This window comes from Paraburkholderia sp. CNPSo 3076 (genome assembly GCF_026343935.1).
GTDB classification, from domain to species: domain Bacteria; phylum Pseudomonadota; class Gammaproteobacteria; order Burkholderiales; family Burkholderiaceae; genus Paraburkholderia; species Paraburkholderia nodosa.
Genome location: NZ_JAPMAL010000025.1, coordinates 64,602 through 88,538 on the forward strand (window position 1 = coordinate 64,602; position 23,937 = coordinate 88,538).

Consider the following 23,937-nt stretch of genomic DNA (forward strand, 5'->3'; position numbering starts at 1 on the left):
TGATTCCGTTTCGGCAGTTTCCGTTTCACTTTCGGCCCGTGCGCACGATCCCCGCTTGCGGTCGGCATCCCCTTCCTCGACATTGATCCGAAAACGCGGCGCATCATGCCGCTCCAGGAATTCGAGGAGACGGGATTCATGGACCATGAGGTCGACTACCTGATCGTCGGCGCCGGATCGGCCGGTTGCGTGCTTGCCCACCGGCTGAGTGCCGACGCGCGCGACGCCGTGCTGCTGCTCGAAGCGGGTGGCGAGGACAACAATCCGTGGATCCACGTCCCGGTCGGCTACTTCAAGACCATGCACAACCCCGCGCTCGACTGGTGCTATCGCACCGAGCCGGACGAAGGCGTGGCCGGCCGGCAGATCGACTGGCCGCGCGGCAAGGTGCTCGGCGGATCCAGTTCGCTCAACGGCCTGCTCTACGTGCGCGGGCAGCGTGAGGATTACGATCGCTGGGCGGCGCTCGGCAATCGCGGCTGGAGTTATGCCGACGTTCTCCCGTATTTCAGGAAGTCGGAGGATCAGGAGCGTGGCGCGAACGCCTGGCACGGCGTAGGCGGCCCGCTGAAGGTTTCCGACCTGCGCCTGCGCCGGCCCATCGCCGATCATTTCATCGCCGCCGCGCAGGAAATCGGCATCCCGCCCAATGAGGACTACAACGGCGCGGTCCAGGAAGGGGTCGGCTACTTTCAGCAGACGGCCTATAACGGCTTTCGCTGGAGCACCGCGAAGGGTTTTCTCAAACCCGCACGCAAACGCAGCAATCTGATTGTTGAGACGCGGGCGCAGGCGAGCCGGATACTGTTCGATGGGCGCCGCGCGGTCGGCGTGGAGTATCTGCAGGACGGCATGAAAAAGCGTGCGCGTGCGCGCGTCGAGGTCATTCTCGCTTCGGGCGCGATCGGCTCGCCGCAAATTCTTCAGCACTCCGGAGTTGGCCCGGCGCACGTGTTGCGCAACGCGGGCGTTGCCGTGCTGCACGACTCGCCGGGCGTCGGTCAGAACCTGCAGGATCATCTGCAGGTACGGCTCGTGTTCCGCACGCGTGAACGCACGCTCAACGACGAAGTCAATCATCCGTTGCGCAAGGCGTGGATCGGCTTGCAATACGCGCTCTGGCGCACCGGACCGCTCACACTGGCGGCCAGCCAGGTGGCGATCTTCACGCGATCGAGCCCCGCAGCCGAGCGCCCCGACATCCAGTTCCACATGCAGCCGCTGAGCGCGGACAAGCCCGGCCAGGGCGCGCATCCCTTCTCGGCGTTCACGGCGTCCGTCTGCCAGTTGCGGCCGCATAGCCGCGGCAGCGTCGAAATCCGCGGCTCCGACCCGCTCCAGTATCCGGCCATTCGCGCCAACTATCTGTCCGATCCGCGCGACCACCCCGTCGTGATTGGCGGCATTCGCGTGGCGCGCCGCATCGCCGCCGCGCCGTCTCTGGCACCCCACATCGTGTCCGAGTTCGTGCCCGGCGAGCGGTATCAGAGCGATGCCGAATTGCTGGATGCGGCGCGCCAGTTCAGCCAGTCCATCTATCACCCCGCGGGCACCTGCAAGATGGGCCGCGACGCGACCGCGGTCGTCGACGAGCGCCTGCGCGTGCATGGCCTCGCCGCGCTGCGCGTCGTCGATGCGTCGATCATGCCGGAGCTCGTCTCCGGCAACACCAACGCCCCCGTGATCATGATCGCGGAGAAAGCCGCCGACATGATTCTCGAGGACCACGCGAGCCTTTCCCGGCTGCAACGGGAGCATGCCGAAGCCTACCCCTGAAGTCACCCGGCGCAAGGGCTCGAGTAAGTAGTATGCGCAGCACGGCAACGACACGCAGCAAACAAAGGATACCTTACGAAAATACCTGCTTTTCAAGAGGCCGCACCGCTCCAGGTGCGCCCCAAAAAGGAGACAGCCATGAACGCATTGCCCCGCACCGACGCCCGGCAGATGAGGCGCGTGGTCGTCGCGAGCCTGATCGGCGCGACCATCGAGTGGTACGACTTCTTCCTCTACGGCGTCGTCGCCGGCATCGTCTTCAACAAGCTTTATTTCCCGAGCGGCGATCCCCTCATTTCGACGATGCTCGCCTACGGCACCTTCGCGGTGGGCTTCCTGAGCCGTCCGCTCGGCGGCATTGTCTTCGGTCACTTCGGCGACCGGCTGGGCCGTAAAAGCATGCTGATCATGACGCTTTCGATCATGGGCGTCGCCACCGTGTTGATCGGCACCGTGCCGACCTACGCGCAGATAGGCCTGTGGGCACCCGCGCTGCTGCTTGTCCTGCGCGTTGCACAGGGCCTGGGCCTTGGCGGCGAATGGGGCGGCGCCGTGCTGATGTCGTTCGAATACGCGCCCGAGGGCAAGCGCGGCCTCTATGCGAGCATTCCGCAGATTGGCCTCGCGATCGGGCTCTGCCTTGCGTCGGGCGTGGTCGCCCTGCTCTCCTCCGTGCTCAGCAATGCGCAGTTTCTCGCCTGGGGCTGGCGCGTGGCGTTCTTCCTTTCCTTTGCGCTCGTGGCAATCGGCATGTATATCCGCCTGCGTGTGCTGGAAACGCCGGAGTTCGAACGCGTGAAGCAACAGGGCGCCGAAGTCCGCGTGCCGATCGCCGAGGTGCTCGGCCGCTATCCCGGCAACGTGCTCGCCGGCATGGGCGCACGTTTCATCGACGGTGTGTTCTTCAACGTCTTCGCCGTTTTCACGATCGCCTATCTCACGCAGACGCTCAAGCTCTCGCGCACCGACGCCCTGCTCGCCGTCATGGCCGCCGCGTTCACGATGATCTTCACGATTCCGTTTTTCGGGCGACTTTCGGACCGCATCGGCAGAACCCGCATCTACTTCTGGGGCTCGCTCTTCACGGGCTTGTCGTCGTTCTTCGGCTTCTGGCTCATGAAGCACAGCGGCGGCTCGCCGGTGTTCGTGTGGATCGCCGTGATCATTCCGCTGGGCGTCATTTACGCTTCCGTCTATGGGCCCGAGGCGGCGCTCTTTGCCGAACTGTTCGACGCCAACGTGCGCTACTCCGGCATCTCGTTCGTCTATCAGTTCTCCGGCATTTTCGCGAGCGGCATCAGCCCGATCATCGCGACCTGGCTTTTGCAGCGCAACGGCGGCGATCCGTGGCTCATTTGCCTCTATACGATGTTCGCGGGTCTCGTGAGCGCGCTCCCGGCCGCGTGGGTGGGCCGCCGACATCACTCGCGGCATCTTGCCATGAGCGGGGCGCGGTAAATGGCTCGCCACGCTTCGTGCGCGGCACTACATGGCGCCACTACGCGGCGGCACGCACGCAACACGCGAGCAGTCCGTCGCGCAACATCGCTTCGGTTTCCGGATCGATGAAGCCGATGAAGACGATGACGCTCTCCGCGCCCGGCGTATGCTCGCCTTGCGCGGGCGGCGTCATGCGCAGCCGGCGGCCCGCGACCTGGCACACGCGCGTGCTGACGCGACCTTCTGCATCCACCACGCGCACGAAGCCTTTTGCGCGCAGGATCGTGCGCGGCAGCGCCTTGAGCCACGCGCGCAGGCGCCCCTTCTCCAATACGCCGGGCGCGGCGAGCGCCACGCTCGCGAAGGTGGGGAACACGCTGGCGCCTTGCCCGAGCGGCCGGTGCTGCCAGCGGCCGGCATCGGCGAGCGCGCGTGTTTGCGGCACGCTCGCGTCGAACAGCAGCGCGAGCGGCACGCGGCCGTGGTCCGCGGCCACGACGATATCGGTCGCGGCGAGCGCGCGCACGTCCGAGACGGCGCGCTCGCGCGACTCCGGCGCGATGAGGTCGAGTTTCGCCACGATCACCGCGTTCGCGCTGTCGATCTGCTGCTGCGCCATCGCGCCGACCAGCGGATCGACCAGCGTGCGCACGAGTTCCGGCGCGTCGACGACCACGAGCACGGCCGTGAGACGAAACGCGCTGTTGAGCAGGCCCACCTGGGCGATCTTCGCCGGGTCCGACACACCGCTCGCTTCGATCAGCAGGAGGTCCGGGCGATCCTCGCGCGCGGCGAGGCGCGCGAGTGCATCGACGAGCGCGCCGCCGATCGTGCAGCAGATGCAGCCGTTGTCTAGCTCGATCACGTCGTCGCTGCGCGCGCGCACGAGCCGGCCGTCGATATTCACGGCGCCGAAGTCGTTGACGAGCACCGCAATGCGTTTGCCGTGCGGCGCTTCGAGCAGATGGTTCACCACCGTGGTCTTGCCCGCGCCGAGGTAGCCGCCGATCACCGCGAGGTCGATCGGCGCGCGCACGGTCGGCGGCGTGGCGGCGGAATTCATCGCGGCGCGCGCATGACGCGTCCGCCGAGCACCGTGCCCCACACCGGCACGTCTTTCAGGCGCTCGGGCGCACAGGTGCTCGGGTCGTCGTCGAGCACCGCGAAGTCGGCGAACTTGCCCACTTCGATGCTGCCGATCAGGTGATCGAGGCGCAGCGTGTACGCGGCGCCGAGCGTGATCGCGTGCAGCGCCTCATCGACCGTGAGCCGCTCCGCCTCGCCCAGCACGCGTCCGCTGGCCGTTTCGCGCCGCACTGCGCACCACGCCGTAAACAGCGGGCTCAGCGCCGTGATGGGCGCGTCCGAATGCAACGCGCAGGGAATGCCCATGCGCTGCGCCGAGCCAGCCGGGTCCATGCGATTCGCGCGGTCCGGGCCCATGGTCTGGCTGTAATGCGCATCGCCCCAGTAATAAATGTGGTTCGCGAAGAAGTTCACGCACAGGCCCAGCGCCCGGATGCGCCGCAATTGCGCCGCGTCCGCCATCTGGCAGTGCTGCAGCGTGTGCCGGTGGTCGGGCCGCGGATGGCGCGCGAGCAGCGTCGCAAGCGCGTCGAGCACGACCTCGGTCGCTTCGTCGCCGTTCGTGTGGATATGCAGTTGCAGCCCGGCGCGGTGATACGGCTCGAACACCTCGACCAGTTGCGCGGGCGGAATCAGCCACAGGCCGTTGGGCTGGCCGCCCGCGTAGCCTGGCCAGCGCACGCGCGCGGTGAAGCCCTGGATCGAGCCATCGACGATGAACTTCACCGGCCCGAAGCGTAGCTTGTCGGTATTGCCCGCCATCGCCTCCTGCACGCCGGCCGCGCTCTGTGCGGGATTACGCTGCGGCGCAAACGCGGGCACGATGCGCACGGGGTACTCGGGGTCGGCCGTGACGCTGTGCAAGGTCCGGTTGCCCTCGGGCGAAAGGTCGTTCACGAGATCGGTCGCGGTCGTCACGCCCGCGAGCTGCGCGACGCGGCCAAAGTTCCAGACCGCGTGCGGCTTCTCGCTGGCCGCGATCGCGAGCTTGCCGCCAATCACCTGGTAGATCGGGAACATCGCCGCGAACTCCTGCAGCTCGCCCGTGGGCTGGCCCTGCGCGTCGCGCGCGATGCCGTCCACGTCCGTGTCCTCATCGATGCCCGCGAGCGCGAGCATCGCGCTGTTCACGTTCATCAAATGCACGCTCGCATGGAGAATGGCGATCGGACGGCGCGCCGAGACCGTATCCAGTTCGCGTGTCGTCAGACGGGCCGCGCCGAAGTAGATCGGATCGAAGCCCCACGCGAGCAACGGGCCGTCGTCGGTCATGGCGCGTTCGGCTTCCGAGAGGCGTTCGAGCACCGCGTCGAGCGTGCGCAGCCCGTGCCACAGCTTGCCATCCGGCCCGCGACGGTCGTAGTAGCCCACGTAGACCGCATCCCATACCGCGCCTTCCATCAGGTGGCAATGGCCTTCGACGAGCCCGGGCATCAGCACCTTGTCGCGCAGCGTGTCGTCGCGCGCGCAGGCGCCGAACTGCGCGTCCCAGCGCGCGGCGTCCTCGCTCGTGCCGACCGCGAGAATGCGCCCCTCGCGCACGGCCACGTGGGTCGCATGCGGCTGGCCGGGGTTGAGCGTGAGGATGCGGCGCGCCGCGAAAACCGTGACCGGCTGACCGGCAGAAGAGGACGAGGCTTGCGGATTCATTGACAGGCTCAACTCCTATGAATGACGGTGCAGCGGATCGGGCATGGCATAGCGCCGCCCGGACGGCCGCAACAGAATATGTCCCACGAAGACCACGAGTACGTTCACGCCGAGGCATACGAGCCCGAGATTGATGCCGCCGAAGCCGATATGCAGCGCGTAGCACACGATCGCGAGGCCCTGCCCGCAGACGATGCCGGCCGCCACCGCGCCCGGCCGCACCTGGCGCCCGGCGAGCAGGATCAGCATGCCGGGCAGGAACTGCGTGATGCCATAGTAGGTCGTGTTGATGAGCGAGAGCATGAGGTTCGGCGTGAGCAGCGTGGTGGTGATCGACACCACCAGATAGGCCACGATCACGAATTTCGCGGTGCGCTTCTGGCGCGCCTCGGGCAGGTTCGGAATGAGGTTGCGCGTGACGATCGGCCCGATCGCGAGACAGATGCCCGCCAGCACGAGCAGCCCCGAGAGCGCGGCGCCCGCCGCGACGAGGCCGAGCAGCCAGTCGGGCAGCAGATGGACGGCGGCCGCGAAGAACGCGTCGTTGGGCGAGGCGAGCTTGAGGTTCGCGCTGATCGCATAGTACGAGGCCACCACGAGGAACGGGTACATCATCATGTAGAGCGGCATGGCGATCTGGGTCCGGCGGATCGTGTTGGGCCCGCGCGCGGTGAAGAAGCCCTGTGCCGCAAACGGCATCATGTAGAAGCCGAGCGACTGGAACAGCATCGTGCTCATGGAGAAGCGCAGCTGAGGCGTCGTCATCGCGTTGCTCACCTGGTGGCTCGCGGCATGGAACACCTCGTGCGTGCCGCCGGCCATCCACGCGGCAGCCACGCCCGTCACGACGATCGCGAGCAGCATCAGGATGTCCTTGAGCACGGCGATCCAGGCGGAGGCGCGCACGCCGGAAATGGCGATGTAGGTAAACGCGAGCGCGGCGCAGACGACGATCAGCCAGAACGGCTGAACGTGCCAGCCGAGTCCCTTGAGCGCGGAGACGAGGCCCGTAAACTGCAGTTCGCCCCAGGGGATCAGGAACAGGATGGACGAGCCCGCCACGATCAGCTCGAGCACGCGGCTGCGATAGTGGCCCTTGAAGAGGTCCGCCTGCGTAATGGCGTTGTGCTGCTTGCCGGCCTCCCAGATGCGCGGCCCGATGAAATAGCCGATGGGGTAAGCCAGCAGGATGTAGCCGAGGAACCAGATGCCGTAGGTCGGCCCTTTCGCATAGATGCCGCCCGGAAAGCCGACCATCGTGCCGATGCTGTAGATCTCGCCGGCCGTGAGGAAGAACACGAGCGCGACGCCGAACTGGCGCGACGCGACGAAGAAGTCGTGCACGCTCTGCTTGCCGTGGCCGCGCCGGGAGCGGATGGCGAGATACAGCGAAAAGGCGATCAGGAGCGAGAAGACGAATGTGGACATGCGCGGCTCTCCAGGGGGGAGACGGTAGGAGGGGCGGCGGTGGCGCGCGAATGCGGTCTGCGCAGCCGGCGCTCACTAGTTCTCGTTCGCGTAGCGGTGCCGGTCGAAGAAATGCCAGCAGGCAAAAAGGCACCCGGAGGTCACGAGGAACCACGCGAAGATCCACGCGTAGATGAAGGGCACGCCGAAGACATAGCGGTCCTGCTGCGCGGCCACCCAGGGGAGCGCGCCGATGACGCCCAGAAAAGGGAGGCCGATTCCGATCAGATACCTGAGCATCCTTGTCTCCTTTTGGGGGCCTGGACGCCCTGCTCCGGTCACGAGCAAGGCCGGCCAGGCCGTCTTGTTGTACCGAGTATCGGCTGACAAAAACGCGCGCGGCTAGTGCCAGACGCGCCTTATCGTTGAGTCCAGGCCGCGTCCGGGCCGGCGCCGCCTCGTGCCGACGCCGCCCAGGCGCCGCGCCGATAGCTGAGATAATGAAACCGCCCCAGCCTCAAACCCCACCCCAAGGAGCCACTGTGAGCCAATCCGCATCCTCGTCCGCCCCCAATCCAGTACGCCGTGTCGCGTTCCTGGGCCTCGGCGTGATGGGCCATCCCATGGCCGGTCATCTCGCCAAGGCCGGGCTCGACGTCACGGTCTACAACCGCACCGCCGCAAAGGCCGCGCAATGGGTCGCCGAATACGGCGGCCGCGCGGCCGCCACGCCGCGCGAAGCGGCCCAGGGCGCCGATCTGGTGCTCGCCTGCGTCGGCAACGACGACGACCTGCGCAGCATCACGCTCGGCGCGGACGGCGCCTTCGCCGGCATGACGCGCGACGCCGTGTTTGCCGACCACACGACCGCCTCCGCCAACGTGGCGCGCGAGCTTTCTGCGAGCGCCGCCGAACATGGCCTGCATTTCATCGACGCGCCCGTGTCGGGCGGTCAGGCGGGCGCCCAGAACGGCAAGCTCACGATCATGTGCGGCGGCGAAGCCGCGGCCTTCGAGCGCGCGAAGCCCACGCTCGCCCATTACGGGGCGGCCGTGACGCTGGTGGGCGCGGCGGGCGCCGGCCAGCTCGCCAAGATGGTCAACCAGATCTGTATCGCGGGCCTCGTGCAGGGGCTGTCCGAGGCGATCAACTTCGGCGAGCGCTCGGGGCTCGACATGGCGCTCGTGCTCGACGTGATCGGCAAGGGCGCCGCCGCGAGCTGGCAGATGGACAACCGCGGCCAGACCATGATGGCCAACAAGTTCGACTTCGGTTTCGCCGTGGACTGGATGCGCAAGGACCTGGGCTTCTGTCTCGACGAAGCGAAGCGCAACGGCGCGGCGCTCCCGGTTACCGCGCTCGTCGACCAGTTCTACGGCGACGTGCAGCGTCTCGGCGGCAGCCGCTTCGACACGTCGAGCCTGATCTGGCGCCTGCGCAAGCTCGACGGCGGCGCATAAGGCGTACGTGGGCGGCGGCTCCCGGAAGGCCCCGGAAGCCTTCAGGGCCGCCGCATGCACTGCCTCACGCCTCGCACCCTGTGAGGCTCAGCGCCACCAGCGCAGCGGGCGCCGCAGCGTGTGCCGTTCGAGCCGCACCGTCGGCATGCTGTCGAGGAAGGCGAAGGCCCCGGCCTCTTCCGGGCCCATGCGCCGCTCGCGTTCCTCGTCGGCCTCGACCGTGCGCGCGGTATCGATGAAGAGCGCCGCGACGATGCCCAGCGCCAGCAACCCAGCCGAGATCATGAACGGCACGTTATAGCTGCCGGTGTGCTGGATCAGATAGCCGAACACGACCGGCGACAGCATCCCCGCAATGCCGAAGCCCGTGTTCATCATGCCGCCCGCCGTACCCGCGTACTTGCCGGCGATATCGAGTGGCAGCGTCCACAGCACCGGATTCGTGATCTCGAGGAAGAAGAACGAAGCGGAGAGGAAGAGCACCGCGACCATCGGGTTCGCGACGGACACCATCGGCAGCAGGAAAGCGAGCGAGCCGCCCATGCCGGTCACGAGCACCGCGCAGCGCGCGAAACGCAGCCGGCCCGTCCACTTGAAGAGCCGGTCGGAGATCACGCCGCCGAGCGTGTCGCCCACCACGCCGGCGAGCAGCGGCAGCGCCGTGAAGAGCGCAATCTGCTTGAGGTCGAAGCCGCGCGACTCCTTCAGATACGACGGCAGCCACGTGAGATAGACCCACAGCAGCCAGCCATAGCAGAAATCGACGAACGTGACGAGCCACATGCGTCGCACGAGCTTGCGCCACGGCGTCGCCGCGCGCTTCGCGCGGTCGCAGTCGCCCTTGCAATAGCCGATCTCGGCGGTCTCTTCGGGCGTGACGCGCCGGTTCTGCTCCGGCGAGTTCGTGAACACGAAGAGATAGAGCACCGTCCACATGAGGCTCACGATGCCGAGCAGGATGAACGCGTCGCGCCAGCCGCCCGCCACCACCACCGCGAGCACGAGCGGCGGCGTCACCGCGCCGCCCAGGCGCGCGAAGCTGTGCGTCACGCCCTGCGCGAAACCGCGTTCGCCCACCGGCATCCAGTACGTGAAAGCGCGTGTGGCCGTGGGAAACGCCCCGCCCTCGCCCACTCCAAGCGCGAAGCGCAGCCCGACCAGCATCGCGACGCTGCCGGCAAAACCCGTGGCGAGCGTGGCCGCGCCCCAGATCAACGAGAGCACGGTGAGCACGAGTTTCGGTCCGAACTTGTCCGAAAGCCAGCCGCCGATGATCTGCATGACGGCATAGGGATAGGCGAACGCGGAAAATACCAGGCCGAGCTGCACCGCGCTCAGGCCCATTTCGTGGCGGATCAGCGGTCCCGCGACCGCGATGTTCACGCGGTCGATGTACGAAATGAAATACATCAGACACATGACCGCGAGAATGATATGGCGCGTCTTGACGCGCTGCGCGTGCTGCTTCATGTCGTCGTCTCCTGAGTCTCTCTTTTGTGTCGCCGGGTCGGATGCGCGCGTCGGCGCGCGAGGCGCGTAGTCGTGTATCAGCCCGAGGGCGTCACGAGCTTCAGCCGTTGGACCTTGCCCGAGGGGCCGCGCGGCAGTTCGTTCACGAAGCGGATCTCTTTCGGCGTTTTGTAGCGGCCCAGTTCGCGCAGGCAGTGCTCGCGCAGCTCGTCCGGGTCGGGCGCGCCCTGCCAGTGAGCCTCGCGCGCAACCACGAACGCGACGATCTCCTGCCCATAGGCGGGATCGGGCACGCCGACGGCCGCCGCGTCGAGCACGCCCGGATGGCGCAGCAGCGCCTCGTCGATCTCGCGCGGCGCAATGTTCTCGCCGCCCTTGATGATCAGTTCCTTCGAGCGGCCGTTGATATAGAAGTAGCCTTCGTCGTCGCGATAGCCGAGGTCGCCGGTGCGCAGCCAGCCATCGGCGGTGAACGCCTTCGCCGTGTCCTCGTGGCGCTTGTAGTAGCCGCACATGACCTGGGCGCCGCGCAACACGATTTCGCCGCACTCGTTCGGTCCGCATTCGCGGCCGTCACGATCGATCACGCGCGCTTCGCCGCCCGATGGCAGGCCGATACTGCCGATCCGGCGCCGCGATGCATCGTACGGATTGCTAAAGACCGGCGCGGCGGTCTCGGTCATCCCCATCGTTTCGATGACGCCAATGCCGAAGCGCGCCTCGAATGCGCGATGATGGTCGGCAGGCAGCGCGGCAGACGCGCTGCGGCAGAACTTGAGCGCCGAGAGGTCAAGCCCGCGCGGTTCGTCGCCGTTGAGGAGATAGGCGACGATGGTCGGCACCACGTTGATCCACGTGCAGCCGTAGCTGGCGGCGTCGCGCCAGAACGTGCGCCCGGAGAAACGCGCCGTGAGCACGACCGAGCCCGCGTGCCAGAGCGGCGCAAGCAAGGTCACGACGAGGCCGTTGATGTGATAGAGCGGCAGCGATGCCAGCACGCGGTCATCGTCGGCGAGCCGGTGCTCGAGGCTGATGTTGCGCGCGTTCGCATGGAGGCTTGCGTGGCTGAGCAGCACGCCCTTCGGCGCACCGGTCGTGCCCGAGGTGTACATCAGGAGGGCGATGTCGGTACCGTCGGGCCCGGACTGGGTTTCCACGGGCGGTGATTCCAGCACCGGGAGGCTCGCGAGGCTCGACGCCGGCACGGCGCTCGCCACATCGGCGGCCGCGATTTCGAGCGCGGGCAGCACCGGCAATGCGACGGCATCCGGCTCCGTACGCACGAGCGCAATGTTGCGCGACATGCCCTGCTCGCGCAGCGCGGCAAGCGCCGCCGCGAGCGCGCCGCTGGTCTGCGCGCTCGCGAAGATCATCCGCGTATCCGAATGCTCGACGATATAGGCGAGCTGGGACGCCTGGCAAAGCAGGTTGAGCGGATGCGCGATCAGTCCGCTGTACATCGCGCCGAGCAGCAGCGTGGCAGTCTGGATGCCGTTGCCCATCAGGACCGAAACGACGTCGCCCGGCTTGAGGCCGGCGTCGCGAAAGCGGCTCTCGAGCGCGCGGCAACGCTCGAGCAGCGCGCCGAAGGTCAGCGTCGCGCCCGCCGCCGTGGCGCTGTCGGCGACTGCGCCGGCATCGCCCGTCGCGCCTTCGTCGGGCGCCGCCAGCAGGAAGGGCTTGTCCGCATACTGTGCGGCGCGTGCTTCGATCAGCGCGCGGATCGTGGCGGGCGCGCTCATTGGCCGAACCTCCGGAAATAGTCGCCGAGCAAGGTGTCGAGTTCGGGAACGTGCTCCGCAATCGGGTACGCCACGCGCGTGATGTTCAGGTACTGGCGAAAGCCGAGATTGTCCGAAAAGTTGTTGCGCCCCCAGGTCCCGCAGCCCATCGAGAGCGAGAACGGCAGGCCGTTGTCGAAGTTGCCGCCCGTCGCGAAACAATGCGCCTGGTTGACGATCACGCGCGCCACCGGCAGCGTCGACCCCAGCGTCACGGCTTCGTGCGGGTCGTCCGTGTGCAGGCCGACCGAGTGACCCGCGCCCATGTACGCGTAGAGGCTGCGCACGATATCCGCCGCTGCGCCGAAATCGCGCGCGCGATAGACCGTGAGCACAGGCGCGAGCTTTTCGCCCGAAAACGGATGAGTCGCGCCGAAGCCGGTCTCCTCGACCATCAGGAACGCGCTTGCGCGCGCTGCTACGTCGTCGAGGCCGGCGGTATGCGCGATCTGCGCCGCGGATTTTGCGGTGCAACGCGACGAGAGCTTGCCGTCGGTCCACATCGCCGCCTGCAATTGCGCCTTTTGCTGCGCGTCGAGCAGCACGCCGCCACAGGCGGCGAGTTCGTGCAGCATCGCGTCGTAGACCGCCTCGTCGATCACGACGCTGTTCTCCGACGAGCAACTCGTCGCGTAGTCGAAAGTCTTCGACGCGGCGATCTTGTGCGCCGCATCGCGAAGGTTCGCCGTGCGCGTGACGATCGACGCCACGTTGCCGGCGCCTACGCCGAAGGCCGGCGTGCCGCTGGCGTAGGCCATGCGCACATTGGCCTGCGAGCCCGTCGCGACCACGAGGTCGGCTTCGCGCATCAGCGCGGCGGTGGCGGCCTTGTCCACGGGCGCGGGCAGCATCTGCACGAGCGCCGGGTCCAGCCCCGCTTTGGCGAACTGCGCATGGATGAAGCCGATGAGCGCCTCGCACGCGCCATAACCCTTCGGCGAGGGCGCGACGATCACCGCATTGCCGCATTTGAGCGCGTTGATGATCTTGTTGGCGGGCGTCGCGGCCGGATTGGTGGATGGCGTGATTGCCGCGACCACCCCGACCGCGCGCGCGATTTCGACGATGCCCGTGGCCTCGTCTCGCGCAATCACGCCACAGGTCTTTTTCCCATGCAGGTCGCGCAGCAGCCCGAGCGTCTTGCGGTAGTTCTTGCGGAACTTGTCGTCGGCGTTTCCGAGCCCTGTGTCGCGCACCGCCAGCTCGGCAAGCTCGCGATTTCGGCCGGGCTCCATGATCGCCCACGCGGCGGCCGCCGCAGCGGTATCCAGGGTTGCCTGCCCGGCGAACTCGAAGGCTTGCTGCGCTGCACGCGCACGCGCCACGAGCGCGGCGATCTGCGGCGCGGGCGCTTCGGGTTTGCCCGCACCAGCGGCATTGGCAACGGTCTCTCTCACATTCATCGGCGCGCTCCGATCAAATAATTGGCTGTACTGCCAATCTATTCATCGGCGCGTGAATGCGAGTCCCGATTCCCGCACAATCGGTGACACACGGCCAGGGAGCCGAGGAATATGCGATTTTCGGGACTTTCACCAGTCCCGAAAATTGCACCGGGCGATGCACAATAACGGGAAAGCTAGCGTCAATCGCACAATGCAACCGACGCAGGAGACAAGCGTGTCCACATCGAACCAATCGAATGCGGCGGCAGTCCGCGCGTTCCGCGTGCTGGAAACGCTAGCCCAGGCGGGCCATCCTTTGGCGATGATGGATCTGGTGGAGGCGCTCGGTTTGCCCAAGCAGACGGTGCACCGCATCCTGACCCAGCTCACCGACGCGTGGCTCGTCACACGCGGCGCCAACGACAAGCTGTACGAGTGTTCGGCACGCGTGAGAATGATGGCGGTGAACGTGCTGATGCATGCCGGGCCGGCGGCGGCGCGGCATCTGCTGCTCGAACAGCTCGTCGAAAAGATCGGCGAGACCTGCAATCTCACCATGCTCGCCGGCAACGACGTGGTCTATGTCGACCGCGTGGAGACCGAATGGCCGCTGCGCATGCATCTGCAGCCGGGCTCGCACGTGCCGCTGCACTGCTCGGCAAGCGGCAAGCTGCTGCTGAGCTTTCTGCCCAAGGAGCGGCGCGACCGCATGATCGACACGCTGCCGCTGCGCGCCCACTCGGAGCAAACGATCACCGACCGCGAAGCGTTGCGCAAGGAGCTGGCGGTGACACGCCGCCGGCAGCTCGCGATCAACAATCAGGAGCATTTACAGGGCTTGATCGCGATCGCCGTTCCCGTGATGCTGGACCGCAACCGTGCGTGCGCGGCGATCGCCGTCCAGGCGCCGGTCGGGCGCGTCGCGCTCGACGACCTGCTCGCCTTCGTGCCCGACCTGAGGCATGCCGCAACGGAAACCGCGAAGACGTTCCGCGAGTAGAGGGACGTGGGGCGCTCGACTTACGAACGCTGATAGTAGAGATTCTGCGGATGCCGCGCTTCAGCAAAGAAAAACCAGCGCTCCGCCACCAGGCCCGCGTACTGGATCACAGCCGCCACGCAAAACACCGCGAACGATAGCCCAACGGATCGGATGCCGCCTCCGATCGCCACGAGGCAGAAAGGAGCGAGGAACGCCGCGATCAGGAACGTCCACTTGATGCGTTTGAGCGCGCGGGGCGTCTTGCCATGAAAGAACTCGCGCAGATTGAAGGCACCCGCCGTAAACCCGCGCGACTTCTGCTCGACATGTTGCGCGCGAATGCCGGTCGCGCTTTGCACGGTCGATTTCGGGCGCAGGCGCGCATTGCGGACCAGCGAGGCCGTGCGCGACGCGCAGCCCGCCAGCGTCAACACGCATGCGCAGACGGCAAGCGGCACCGCCATGGCCGGTGCGAATCTCGCGGCGCATGCGGTCGCGAGCGTGAAGCCGGACGCGCAGCCGAGCAATACGAAATTGACCAGCGTGAGCGGCGTCGCCCATTCCTGGAGAAAGCGCAGGCACGCGTAGATCATCGCGGTGCACACGAACAGCAGCAGGCTCGCGACGACAGCCACGCCCCCTATTGCCAGGGAATACGAGGCCTCTAGCAGGTGCGCGAGACCATAGGCGAACGTGCAGGCCAGAAACGCGGGAAGACAAAGGCATTCGCGCGACAGCCACGAGGTGCGCCACATCGCAATGGCCCGCCATGCCCGCTCGGGATGGCCGAGATGAAAGAACGACGCAACGAGCCCCAATGCGCCCAGTGCGCATGAAAGCGCCGCACCGACGACATAGAACATCGCCGGAACCGCCGCCACATCGCCGAAGCCAAGCCGTTGCGCCAGCTCCACGCCGACGAGCGCGATCAGCAACCCCTGGCCCGCCCCGCTCAGCGTGGTGAGAAACACCACTGAAAATGCCGGATTCATACCGTTCTCCACTCTTCGATTCGGCGCGCGCCATGCGAGCACGCGCAGACGTGCTCACACGCGCGTAGCGATCGACGCGAGATTGAGCGCGCCGTGTTCGGCCTGCGTTTCCAGCGTATCGGTCTCTCCCGCGCCCGATGTCTTGCACGAACACGAGCCGCTGCCGCAGGACGTCACCGTTTGGCGCGGCAAATAGTGATTCGACGGCCGGGTTCCCCACTCGGGCATCAGCTGATAGCCGCCCCGTTCGCGGATCGCCTTCGACACGACCGACTCAGGATCGTGAATGTCGCCAAAGAGGCGCGCCGAGGTCGGGCACGCCAGCACGCACGCGGGCTTGCGGTCGCGCTCCGGCAGCGCTTCGTTGTAGATGCGGTCGGAACACAGCGTGCACTTGGTCATTTCCTTGCGCGCTTCGTCGATTTCCCGCGCGCCGTAGGGGCAGGCCCACGCGCAGTACTTGCAGCCGATGCAGCGGTCGTAGTCGACCAGCACGAGACCGTCTTCCTTGCGCTTGTAGCTTGCCCCGGTCGGACAGACCGGCACGCACGGCGGGTCCTCGCAGTGCAGACAGGACTTGGGGAAATGAATGGTGTCGGCAAGCGGAAACTCGCCGGCTTCGAACGTCTGCACCCGGTTGAAGAACGTGCCCGATGGATCGGCGTCATACGGGCGAAAGTCGGCGAGACTGCCCGCCTCGCCCGACGTGTTCCATTCCTTGCAGCTCGTCACGCAAGCGTGGCAGCCCACGCAGACGTTCAGATCGATCACGAGCGCCATCTGTGTCATCGCATGCTCTCCGTTTCACTTGCGTTGCGCGGCCTTCGCAAGACGCGCGGCAAACTCGCCGCGCCCGGCGAAATACGTCTGCACGACGCGATGGATGATGCCCCCTGCCCCCGTGCCGACGGAGCCGGGCAGCGCGGGCATGGGGGCGAACTGCGGCAGCGTGTGGTCGGCGTGAGCCTCCGCCGGATAGATGCGCACGCGCACGTCGTACCACGCGGCTTGCCCCGTGACCGGATCGGAGTTCGACGTGCGCGTGTGATCGGCGCGCTTGACGGGAATTTCGTCCGCGATCAGGTGGTTCAGCAGGAAGCCGCGTTGCGACTCGTTGGCCTCGGGTCCGAGATTCCACGCGCCCGCCGACTTGCCGATGGCGTTCCACGTCCAGACCGTGCCCGGCTCGACCGCTTCGCTGTAGCGCGCGAGGCAGCGCACCTTGCCCCATTGCGATTCGACGTAGATCCAGCCGCCGTCCTCGATGCCCTGCGCCGCCGCCGTGCGCGGATTCATGTACAGATAGTTCTCGCCATGAATCTGCCGCAGCCAGGCGTTCTGCGAGTCCCACGAGTGGTACATCGCCATGGGACGCTGCGTGACGGCCGCGAGCGGATACTGCGCGTGATCGGTCGTATCGTGCTCGAGCGGCGGATGCCAGAACGGCAGCGGGTCGAAGTACCGTTCGATGCGCGCGCGCAAATGCTCGGGCGGTTGCCGGCCTTTCGTCTTGCCCTGTGCCGCGAGCCGGAACTTCTGCATCACGTCCGAGTAAAGCGCGATGACGATCGGCTCGTTGAACTTGCGAAAACCCTTTTCGACGGCGAAGTCCAAATAAGGCCCGTTGCAGTTGCGCATGTATTGCAGCGACTCGGGCAGCGTGTAGTGGTAGACGCAGTTGTGCTTCGCGTACTCCTCCCACTGCCGCGGGTTCGGTTCGCCAACCAGCGCCTTGTCGCCGTCCTTGCCGCGCCAGCCGATCAGGAAGCCCACGCCCGAGCCGGGCGCCGTCTGGTGATTGATGATGAAGTCCGGATAGTCGCGGTATTTGCGCGTGCCTTCGGGCGTCGTGAACGCCGGCAGTTTCAGGCGGCTCGCCAGCTCGACGAGCACTTCCTGGAACGGCTTGCATTCGCCCGTCGGCGGGACGACGGGCACGCGCACGGAGTCTACCGGACCGTCGAATTCGGAAATGGGCCGGTCGAGCATCGACATCGCGTCATGGCGTTCGAGGTAGGTCGTGTCGGGCAGAATCAGGTCGGCGAATGCCGTCATCTCCGACTGGAACGCATCGCACACCACGATGAAAGGAATCTTGTACTCGCCGTTCTCGTGCTTGTCCGCAAGCATCTTGCGGACTTCCATCGTGTTCATCGACGAATTCCACGCCATGTTGGCCATGAAGATCAACAGCGTATCGATGGGATACGGGTCGCCCCGCCACGCGTTCGTAATGACGCTATGCATCAAACCATGCACGGCGAGCGGGTACTCCCACGAAAACGCCTTGTCGATGCGCACGGGCTCGCCCTTGGCGTCAATAAACAGATCTTCCGGCGCGGCGGGCCAGCCCAGCGGACCATTCGCGAGCGGCGTGTTCGGCTTCACGTCGTCCGGGCTGTTGGGCGGCTTCGCCGAGGGCGGCACGGCGCGCGGATAAGGCGACTTGTGCCGGAAACCGCCGGGCCGGTCGATGGTGCCGAGCAGCGACATCAGCACGGCGAGCCCACGTATCGACTGAAAGCCGTTCGAGTGAGCGGCGAGCCCGCGCATGGCGTGAAAGGCAATGGGCGCGCCCGTCACGGATTCGTGCGTCTCGCCCCAGGCGTCGGTCCACTGAATCGGCAAGGTGACCTTCTGATCGCGCGCGACATCGGCCATTTCCTGGGCCAGCCGGCGGATCGTGGCTGCGGGAATGCCGGTGATCTGCGCCGCCCACTCAGGCGTGCAGTCGGCAACCTGCTCACGCAGCAACTCGAACGACGGCGCGACGGGCGTGCCGTCTGCGAGCGTATAGCGCCCTTCCAGCGCGGGGCGCACGCCCGGCGCGTGATGCGGCACTTCGCGCTGGCTCGCGGCGTCCCACCACAGGTGGTTCTGCGGAAAGAGCGGATTGCGCGTTTCCACTGCCGGGTCCTGCACGAACAGGCCGTACGTATCGCTGTCGGCGCGCATATCGAGCAGTTCACCCGCGTTCGTATAGCGCTCGACGAACTCGCGGTCATACGCATTCCGTTCGATCAGCTCACGCATGAGCGCCATGAACAGCGCGCCATCCGTGCCGGGACGGATCGGCACCCACTCATCGGCGATTGCCGCGTAGCCCGTGCGGATCGGATTGATGGCGATGAAGCGGCCGCCCGCGCGCTTGAACTTCGAAATCGCAATCTTCAGCGGATTCGAGTGATGGTCCTCCGCTGTGCCGATCATGAAGAACAGCCTGGCGCGGTCGAGGTCCGGTCCACCGAATTCCCAGAACGAGCCGCCCATCGTATAGATCATGCCGGCCGCCATGTTCGCCGAGCAGAAGCCGCCGTGCGCCGCATAGTTTGGGGTGCCGAACTGTTTGGCGAACAAACCCGTCAGCGCCTGCATCTGGTCGCGGCCCGTGAAGAGCGCGAATTGCCTCGGGTCGGTCGCGCGCAAATGCGCGAGGCGCTTTTCCAGCATGTCGAACGCGGCTTCCCAGGAGATGGGCTCGAACTGGGCGGTGCCACGCAGGGCGTCCGGTTTGCGCAGCAGAGGCTGCGTGAGGCGCGCCGGCGAATACTGCTTCATGATGCCCGACGAGCCTTTGGCGCAGATCACACCCTGATTAAGCGGATGCTCGGGATTGCCATCGATATAACGAACCTCGCCGTCGCGAAGATGCACGCGTATGCCACAGCGGCACGCGCACATGTAGCACGTCGTGGTCTTGACCTCGAGCTTCTCATTCTGCGTGCGGGGCTGATGTTCCATCGCTCCTCCAGATACGCTTGCGGTGCGGCTGCACAAACTCTGTGCCGACAATGAATATCGTATAAATGTGCGGCCAATAGAAAAACTCGCAATTTGCGATCTCATTCATCAGCCCGCCCGATAGTTGCGGGCGGCGCGCGTGGCTTGACGTCTGGATTCGGGACTGGGCGGGACGGCGGGGAGCGAGGCCGCTCGGCGGCAGAGCGCGTTACGCGCGAACGAGCGTGGGTTGCTTCACTTCATGACCGAACAGGAGATTGACGGTTTTCCGTGTCGGCACGCTGGTCATCAGTGTAGATACCTTCTGGGGACGAAACCATCGGCACCTTAAAATCTCGTTGCTCGGCGCAGGTCTTGCGTCGTCGTGCAGCACGGAGAAAAAGACGTGGTGCCGCTTGTTGAGCCCGCCGAACTGGAACAGGTAGCCTTAGCTCGAAGCCCTCGAGCGTCGTTTCTTCGTTGAGCTCACGCACAGCAGCGTCCGCCGGCGACTCTGCGCGCCGAATCGTGCCGCCGGGCAGCGACCATCTCGAACGTCCCCGTTCGACGAGGAGAATCCGTCCTCCCTGCCAGCACACGATAGTTGCTCGTTCTTTCATGCTTCGCGTTTCATGACAGACGCCATCTGTAACGTATGAGCCGATTGTTGCCCGCCCCTGTGCGCGCGTTCGATCGCCTGGCACACCCGTGGTTGGGGCAGCAACGATCGAGCCCGAAGTGAGGGCGATACGGGGTCGGTACTAAAAAGTGCATCGCGCCGCTCGCCAGGCGGTTCTTATACGGGCGCGATCGCCGGTTGTGGTTGGTGATTCAGTGCCATCCACTCGCTGAAGAGCTTCACCTTCGGCTGATGCGCCACGCACTCGGGATAGACAAAGTAATAGCGCGCGCCCGTTTCGATCACCTTGTCGAACGGCATGACAAGCCGCTTGGCCACGAGGTCGTCATCGACCAGCGTCCGGTCGCCGATCGCAATGCCGAAGCCTTGCATGGCCGCGTTCGTCGCCAGATCGAGAGTTTCGAAACTCGGCCCCATGTTCGCGTCCACCTGGGTCGCGCCGACCTGATCGAGCCATTGTCTCCAGTCGCGATGGTCTCGCGTCGGGTGCAGCAGCGTGAATTGCGAGAGATCGTCGAACTGTGCGAGCGGCTTGCTGTTCAGCAGTTCCGGCGCGCAGACCGGCGTAATCTGCTCGTCGAACAGCGGCACCGCGTGAACACCGGCCCCTGGGGACGAACCGTAGATGATCGCGGCGTCGAACGGCTCGGCCTGGAAGTCGACGTCATGCTGCCAGGTTGCCGTGATCTGCACCAGCAAGTCGGGGTGTTCGCCCTGAAACCGCATGATTCTCGGCAACATCCAGCGCATGATGCAGGTCGGCACCTTCATGGCGAGATCCGTGCGCTGCCGCGTCAAGCGCAGCGACATCTCCTCGATGCGCGCGAGACCCTCCTTCACGACGGGCAGCAACATCTCGCCTTCGGTCGTCAGGGTGAGGCCCTTCTTTCCTCTGATAAAAAGCGGAAACTTGTAGTAGTCCTCCAGCGCGAGGACCTGCCGGCTCACCGCTCCTTGCGTGAGACACAGATGTTCCGCAGCACAGGTGAAGCTGCGGTGGCGGGCAACCACTTCGAATACCTGCAGCGCGTTGAGTGGAGGAAGGCGTCGCATGGAATTCGCGTATCCGGTTTGATGGAAGCGGGCTAGTGAAGGATCTTTGAAAGGAAGTCCTTGGCTCGGCTTGACTTCGGCTGTGCAAAGAACGCCTCCTTGAGATCGTCTTCGACGATACACCCCTGGTCCATGAAGATCACGCGATTCGCCACCTTCTTCGCGAAGCCCATCTCATGCGTGACGCACATCATCGTCATGCCTTCCTGAGCGAGTTCGACCATGACGTCCAGCACCTCGTTGATCATCTCCGGATCGAGTGCCGAGGTTGGTTCGTCGAACAGCATCGCGATCGGGTCCATCGACAACGCCCGGGCGATCGCGACACGCTGCTGCTGACCGCCGGAGAGCTGGCCGGGAAACTTGTCCGCATGAGCGCGCAAGCCCACGCGTTGCAGCAGCCCCAAGGCCTTTTGGGCGGCCTCGTCCTTGCGCCGGCCAAGCACCTTCACCTGTGCGAGCGTGAGATTTTCGGTAATCGACATATGCGGGAATAGTTCGAAATGCTGAAAAACCATGCCCACTTTCGAGCGCAGCTTCGACAGATTGGTCTTCCTGTCGCCAACCGACTCGCCGTTGATCCTGATCTCGCCGTTCTGAAACGGTTCGAGGCCATTGACCGTCTTGATCAGCGTCGATTTTCCCGAGCCCGACGGGCCGCATACCACGACGACTTCGCCTTTTTTCACTTCCGTCGTGCAGTCGGTGAGCACCTGGAACTGACCGTACCACTTCGATACGTTGCTAATGGTAATCATGTGGAAACCTGCTTCTGAAGAGCGTTGAAGTTCATGCGTTCAGCGGTGCCGGGCACGCTGGTAGCGGCCTTCGAGCACGCGCGCATACCACGTGAGCGGAAAGCACATCGCGAAGTACAGCAGTGCGACCATTGCGTAGATCGGGAACGGACGAAACACGGCGTTCGTGATCATGGCTCCGGTCTTGGTCAGCTCGGTCAGGCCGATGATCGACGTGAGCGCCGTACTCTTCACCACCTGGACGAGAAAGCCGACCGTGGGCGGCACGGCGATCTTCCATGCCTGCGGCCAGACGACGTAACGCAGCTGCTGAGGCCATGTCATGCCGAGACTGGCCGCGGCGCTCCACTGCCCTCGCGGCACGGCTTCGACGCACCCGCGCCAGATGTCGGCCAGGTAGGCGCTCGTGTAGAGGGTCAGCGTCACCGTTGCGGCCAGCCACGGCGAAACTTCGATTCCCACGAGCGGCAGCCCGAAGAACGCGAGAAAGAGCTGCATCAGCAGTGGCGTGCCTTGAAACAGCTCGACGTACAGCACGGCGATGCGGCGCAGCCACGCCAACGGCGACACGCGCATCGCCAGCAGCACGAGACCCGCGATGCCGCCTCCAACGAATGCGCAAAGCGAGAGCAGAACGGTCCAGCGCGCGGCGAGCAGCAGATTGCGCGCGATATCCCAGAGAGTGAACTCGACCATTACGAACGCTCCTTCGAAAGGCTGGATGCAGCCATGCGGGCGCGACCGGAAAGCCACGCACGCAGGGGGGCGCGCGAGGCGCCGGCGCCGCGCGCCGTGCGCCCGGCGAAGAGGCCTTTGCCAAGCCGGTTGATGAGCAGCCGCAGCACGATCGACAGCAGGAGATAGATCACCGTGACGATCACGTAGCTCTCGAACGAGCGGAAGTTGCGCGACTGGATGAAATTGGCTGCGTACGTCAGGTCGGGCACGGAGATCTGCGAGACGACGGCCGAGCCGAGCATGACGATCAGCACCTGGCCCAGCAGCGCAGGGAAGACGTTGGCGAGCGCCTGGGGCAGCACGACGTGGCGGAAAACCTGCCGCCCCTGCAAGCCGAGCGCCATTGCCGCCTGGCGCTGGCCGCGAGGGATCGAGTCGATGCCGGCGCGCACGATTTCGGTCGCGTACGCTCCCAGATTGACGGTCATCGCCAATACCGCCGCCTGCATCTCGTCGATCTGCACGCCCAGACCCGGCAGCCCGAAAAACACGAAAAAGAGCTGCACGAGAAAAGGCGTATTGCGGATCAGCTCGACGTAGGACGCAACCAGCGCGCGCACCCACTTCGGGCCCGCGACGGCAAGGCTCGCGCCGGCAATGCCGAGCAAGCCGCCCAGCACGGTCGAGACCGCCGTCAGGCCTAGCGTCACTTCCACGCCGCGCGCCAGCATGCCCGCGTAAAGACCGAAGTCACTAAAGTCGAATGTGTAGGTCATCGCTGCGCCGTCTGTCGTTAGGTAAGCGGAAGCCGGAGCGCGTCAGAGACTAGCCGGCAGCGGAGCACGCAGCCACTTGAGCGAGATGGCGTTCATCGAGCCGTCCTTCTTTGCGGCCGCGATGGCGTCGTCGACCTTCTGCTTCAGGCGCGGCTCGTTCTTGTTCAGGCCCACGTGATCTGGAGAGCTGAACAACGAGAACTTCTGCTCCGGATCGTTGGCCGGATGACGGGCCATGATGGTCGCGCCAACATCGTTGCCAACCACGAGCAGTTGAGCCTGACCGGACAGGAATGCGGAAATCGCCCCGTTCGGATCGTCGAAGCGCTTGATGACCGCGGAGGGCGGCGCCACCTTGGACACACTCAGATCTTCGAGCGTGCCGCGCGCGACGGCGACCGTCTTGCCAGCCAGATCGCCCGCATTCTTCACCGCCAGCGATTTCGGTCCGAACACCGCGAGATAGTACGGCGCATACGGTTGCGAGAAGTCGATTACCTTCGCGCGCTCAGGCGTCTGGCCAACCGAGAGCAGCATGTCCGCCTTGTGATCCGCCAGATAGGCCATGCGGTTGTCGCCCGTCACCTGCACGAGTTCGACCTTCGCGTTCAGGGCCTTCCCGATCAGATTGGCCACGTCGATGTCGTAGCCCTGTGGCTTCATGTCAGGCCCGATCGACCCAAATGGCGGATAGTCCTCGAATACGCCGACACGCACGACGCCCGATTTCGCAATCGTGTCGAGGGCGTCCGCATGTGCGAGCGGTGCGAACGCGCTGAGGGCAGCCGTGCCGGCAAGCGCGAAGGCTGCGATGGTGCGAGCCGCCAGGCGCTGCATGGGGCTCGTGGTGACGTGAGTGGTGTTCATGACGGGTATCTCCTTC

The 23,937-nt window shown here is 65.6% G+C and carries 19 protein-coding genes and 1 pseudogene; 4 read left to right on the forward strand and 16 right to left on the reverse strand.

Annotated elements, in window-relative coordinates:
- The first annotated feature begins 138 nt into the window (after window positions 1–138).
- Both M3A49_RS27160 and M3A49_RS27165 read left to right on the forward strand, forming a co-directional pair.
- Window positions 139–1,776, forward strand: coding sequence for a GMC family oxidoreductase (locus M3A49_RS27160; RefSeq protein ID WP_266231793.1), 1,638 nt, complete (start codon window positions 139–141; stop codon window positions 1,774–1,776).
- A 138-nt stretch (window positions 1,777–1,914) separates the two neighbouring features.
- Window positions 1,915–3,234: an MFS transporter gene (locus M3A49_RS27165; protein ID WP_266231794.1), complete on the forward strand. Its 1,320-nt coding sequence runs from the start codon at window positions 1,915–1,917 to the stop codon at window positions 3,232–3,234.
- Between the two features lie 40 nt (window positions 3,235–3,274).
- Here M3A49_RS27165 and M3A49_RS27170 read toward each other — a convergent pair whose 3' ends face one another.
- From M3A49_RS27170 to M3A49_RS27185, 4 genes are all read right to left on the reverse strand, one after another.
- Complete coding sequence (locus M3A49_RS27170; protein ID WP_266231795.1) at window positions 3,275–4,279, reverse strand: CobW family GTP-binding protein; 1,005 nt, start codon at window positions 4,277–4,279, stop codon at window positions 3,275–3,277.
- Entirely contained in the window at window positions 4,276–5,952 is a 1,677-nt protein-coding gene (locus M3A49_RS27175; RefSeq protein WP_266231796.1) for an amidohydrolase, read from the reverse strand. Before M3A49_RS27175 ends, M3A49_RS27170 begins: the two co-directional genes overlap by 4 nt.
- A gap of 15 nt (window positions 5,953–5,967) precedes the next feature.
- Window positions 5,968–7,380, reverse strand: coding sequence for a sodium:solute symporter family protein (locus M3A49_RS27180; protein ID WP_266231797.1), 1,413 nt, complete (start codon window positions 7,378–7,380; stop codon window positions 5,968–5,970).
- Window positions 7,381–7,455: 75 nt separating this feature from the next.
- Window positions 7,456–7,659: a DUF3311 domain-containing protein gene (locus M3A49_RS27185; protein ID WP_254357591.1), complete on the reverse strand. Its 204-nt coding sequence runs from the start codon at window positions 7,657–7,659 to the stop codon at window positions 7,456–7,458.
- 242 nt (window positions 7,660–7,901) lie between these two features.
- Between M3A49_RS27185 and M3A49_RS27190 the strand changes: the two genes are divergently transcribed.
- A complete protein-coding gene (locus M3A49_RS27190) occupies window positions 7,902–8,819 on the forward strand; it encodes an NAD(P)-dependent oxidoreductase (protein WP_028207086.1) in 918 nt (305 codons plus the stop codon).
- An 87-nt stretch (window positions 8,820–8,906) separates the two neighbouring features.
- Here M3A49_RS27190 and M3A49_RS27195 read toward each other — a convergent pair whose 3' ends face one another.
- The 3 genes from M3A49_RS27195 to sauS form a co-directional block, all read right to left on the reverse strand.
- A complete protein-coding gene (locus tag M3A49_RS27195; protein WP_266231798.1) occupies window positions 8,907–10,289 on the reverse strand; it encodes an MFS transporter in 1,383 nt (460 codons plus the stop codon).
- 77 nt (window positions 10,290–10,366) lie between these two features.
- Window positions 10,367–12,031, reverse strand: a complete 1,665-nt coding sequence (locus M3A49_RS27200; protein WP_266231799.1) for an AMP-binding protein — start codon at window positions 12,029–12,031, stop codon at window positions 10,367–10,369.
- Window positions 12,028–13,473 carry an acylating sulfoacetaldehyde dehydrogenase gene (gene sauS / locus M3A49_RS27205; protein WP_266231800.1) on the reverse strand — a complete coding sequence of 482 codons (1,446 nt, stop codon included), beginning with the start codon at window positions 13,471–13,473 and terminating at the stop codon, window positions 12,028–12,030. Before sauS ends, M3A49_RS27200 begins: the two co-directional genes overlap by 4 nt.
- Window positions 13,474–13,690: 217 nt before the next feature.
- Between sauS and M3A49_RS27210 the strand changes: the two genes are divergently transcribed.
- The gene (locus tag M3A49_RS27210; protein WP_028207082.1) at window positions 13,691–14,455 is read left to right on the forward strand and encodes an IclR family transcriptional regulator; all 765 of its coding nucleotides are present in this window, start codon (window positions 13,691–13,693) and stop codon (window positions 14,453–14,455) included.
- 20 nt (window positions 14,456–14,475) lie between these two features.
- Here M3A49_RS27210 and M3A49_RS27215 read toward each other — a convergent pair whose 3' ends face one another.
- The 9 genes and pseudogenes from M3A49_RS27215 to M3A49_RS27255 form a co-directional block, all read right to left on the reverse strand.
- The gene (locus M3A49_RS27215) at window positions 14,476–15,429 is read right to left on the reverse strand and encodes a dimethyl sulfoxide reductase anchor subunit family protein (protein WP_266231801.1); all 954 of its coding nucleotides are present in this window, start codon (window positions 15,427–15,429) and stop codon (window positions 14,476–14,478) included.
- Window positions 15,430–15,483: 54 nt separating this feature from the next.
- Window positions 15,484–16,218: a 4Fe-4S dicluster domain-containing protein gene (locus tag M3A49_RS27220; RefSeq protein WP_266231802.1), complete on the reverse strand. Its 735-nt coding sequence runs from the start codon at window positions 16,216–16,218 to the stop codon at window positions 15,484–15,486.
- Between the two features lie 15 nt (window positions 16,219–16,233).
- Window positions 16,234–19,170: a molybdopterin oxidoreductase family protein gene (locus tag M3A49_RS27225; protein ID WP_266231803.1), complete on the reverse strand. Its 2,937-nt coding sequence runs from the start codon at window positions 19,168–19,170 to the stop codon at window positions 16,234–16,236.
- 208 nt (window positions 19,171–19,378) lie between these two features.
- A pseudogene (locus M3A49_RS27230) lies at window positions 19,379–19,769 on the reverse strand (NUDIX hydrolase).
- Window positions 19,770–19,945: 176 nt separating this feature from the next.
- Window positions 19,946–20,842, reverse strand: coding sequence for a LysR substrate-binding domain-containing protein (locus tag M3A49_RS27235; protein ID WP_266231804.1), 897 nt, complete (start codon window positions 20,840–20,842; stop codon window positions 19,946–19,948).
- Window positions 20,843–20,874: 32 nt separating this feature from the next.
- On the reverse strand, window positions 20,875–21,600 hold the full coding sequence (locus M3A49_RS27240; protein ID WP_028207075.1) for an amino acid ABC transporter ATP-binding protein: 726 nt from the start codon (window positions 21,598–21,600) through the stop codon (window positions 20,875–20,877).
- A 39-nt stretch (window positions 21,601–21,639) separates the two neighbouring features.
- Complete coding sequence (locus M3A49_RS27245; protein WP_266231805.1) at window positions 21,640–22,296, reverse strand: amino acid ABC transporter permease; 657 nt, start codon at window positions 22,294–22,296, stop codon at window positions 21,640–21,642.
- A complete protein-coding gene (locus M3A49_RS27250) occupies window positions 22,296–23,054 on the reverse strand; it encodes an amino acid ABC transporter permease (protein WP_266231806.1) in 759 nt (252 codons plus the stop codon). The genes M3A49_RS27245 and M3A49_RS27250 overlap by 1 nt, the downstream gene beginning before the upstream one ends.
- A 42-nt stretch (window positions 23,055–23,096) precedes the next feature.
- Window positions 23,097–23,891 carry a transporter substrate-binding domain-containing protein gene (locus M3A49_RS27255; protein ID WP_375541833.1) on the reverse strand — a complete coding sequence of 265 codons (795 nt, stop codon included), beginning with the start codon at window positions 23,889–23,891 and terminating at the stop codon, window positions 23,097–23,099.
- Window positions 23,892–23,937 lie beyond the last annotated feature (46 nt).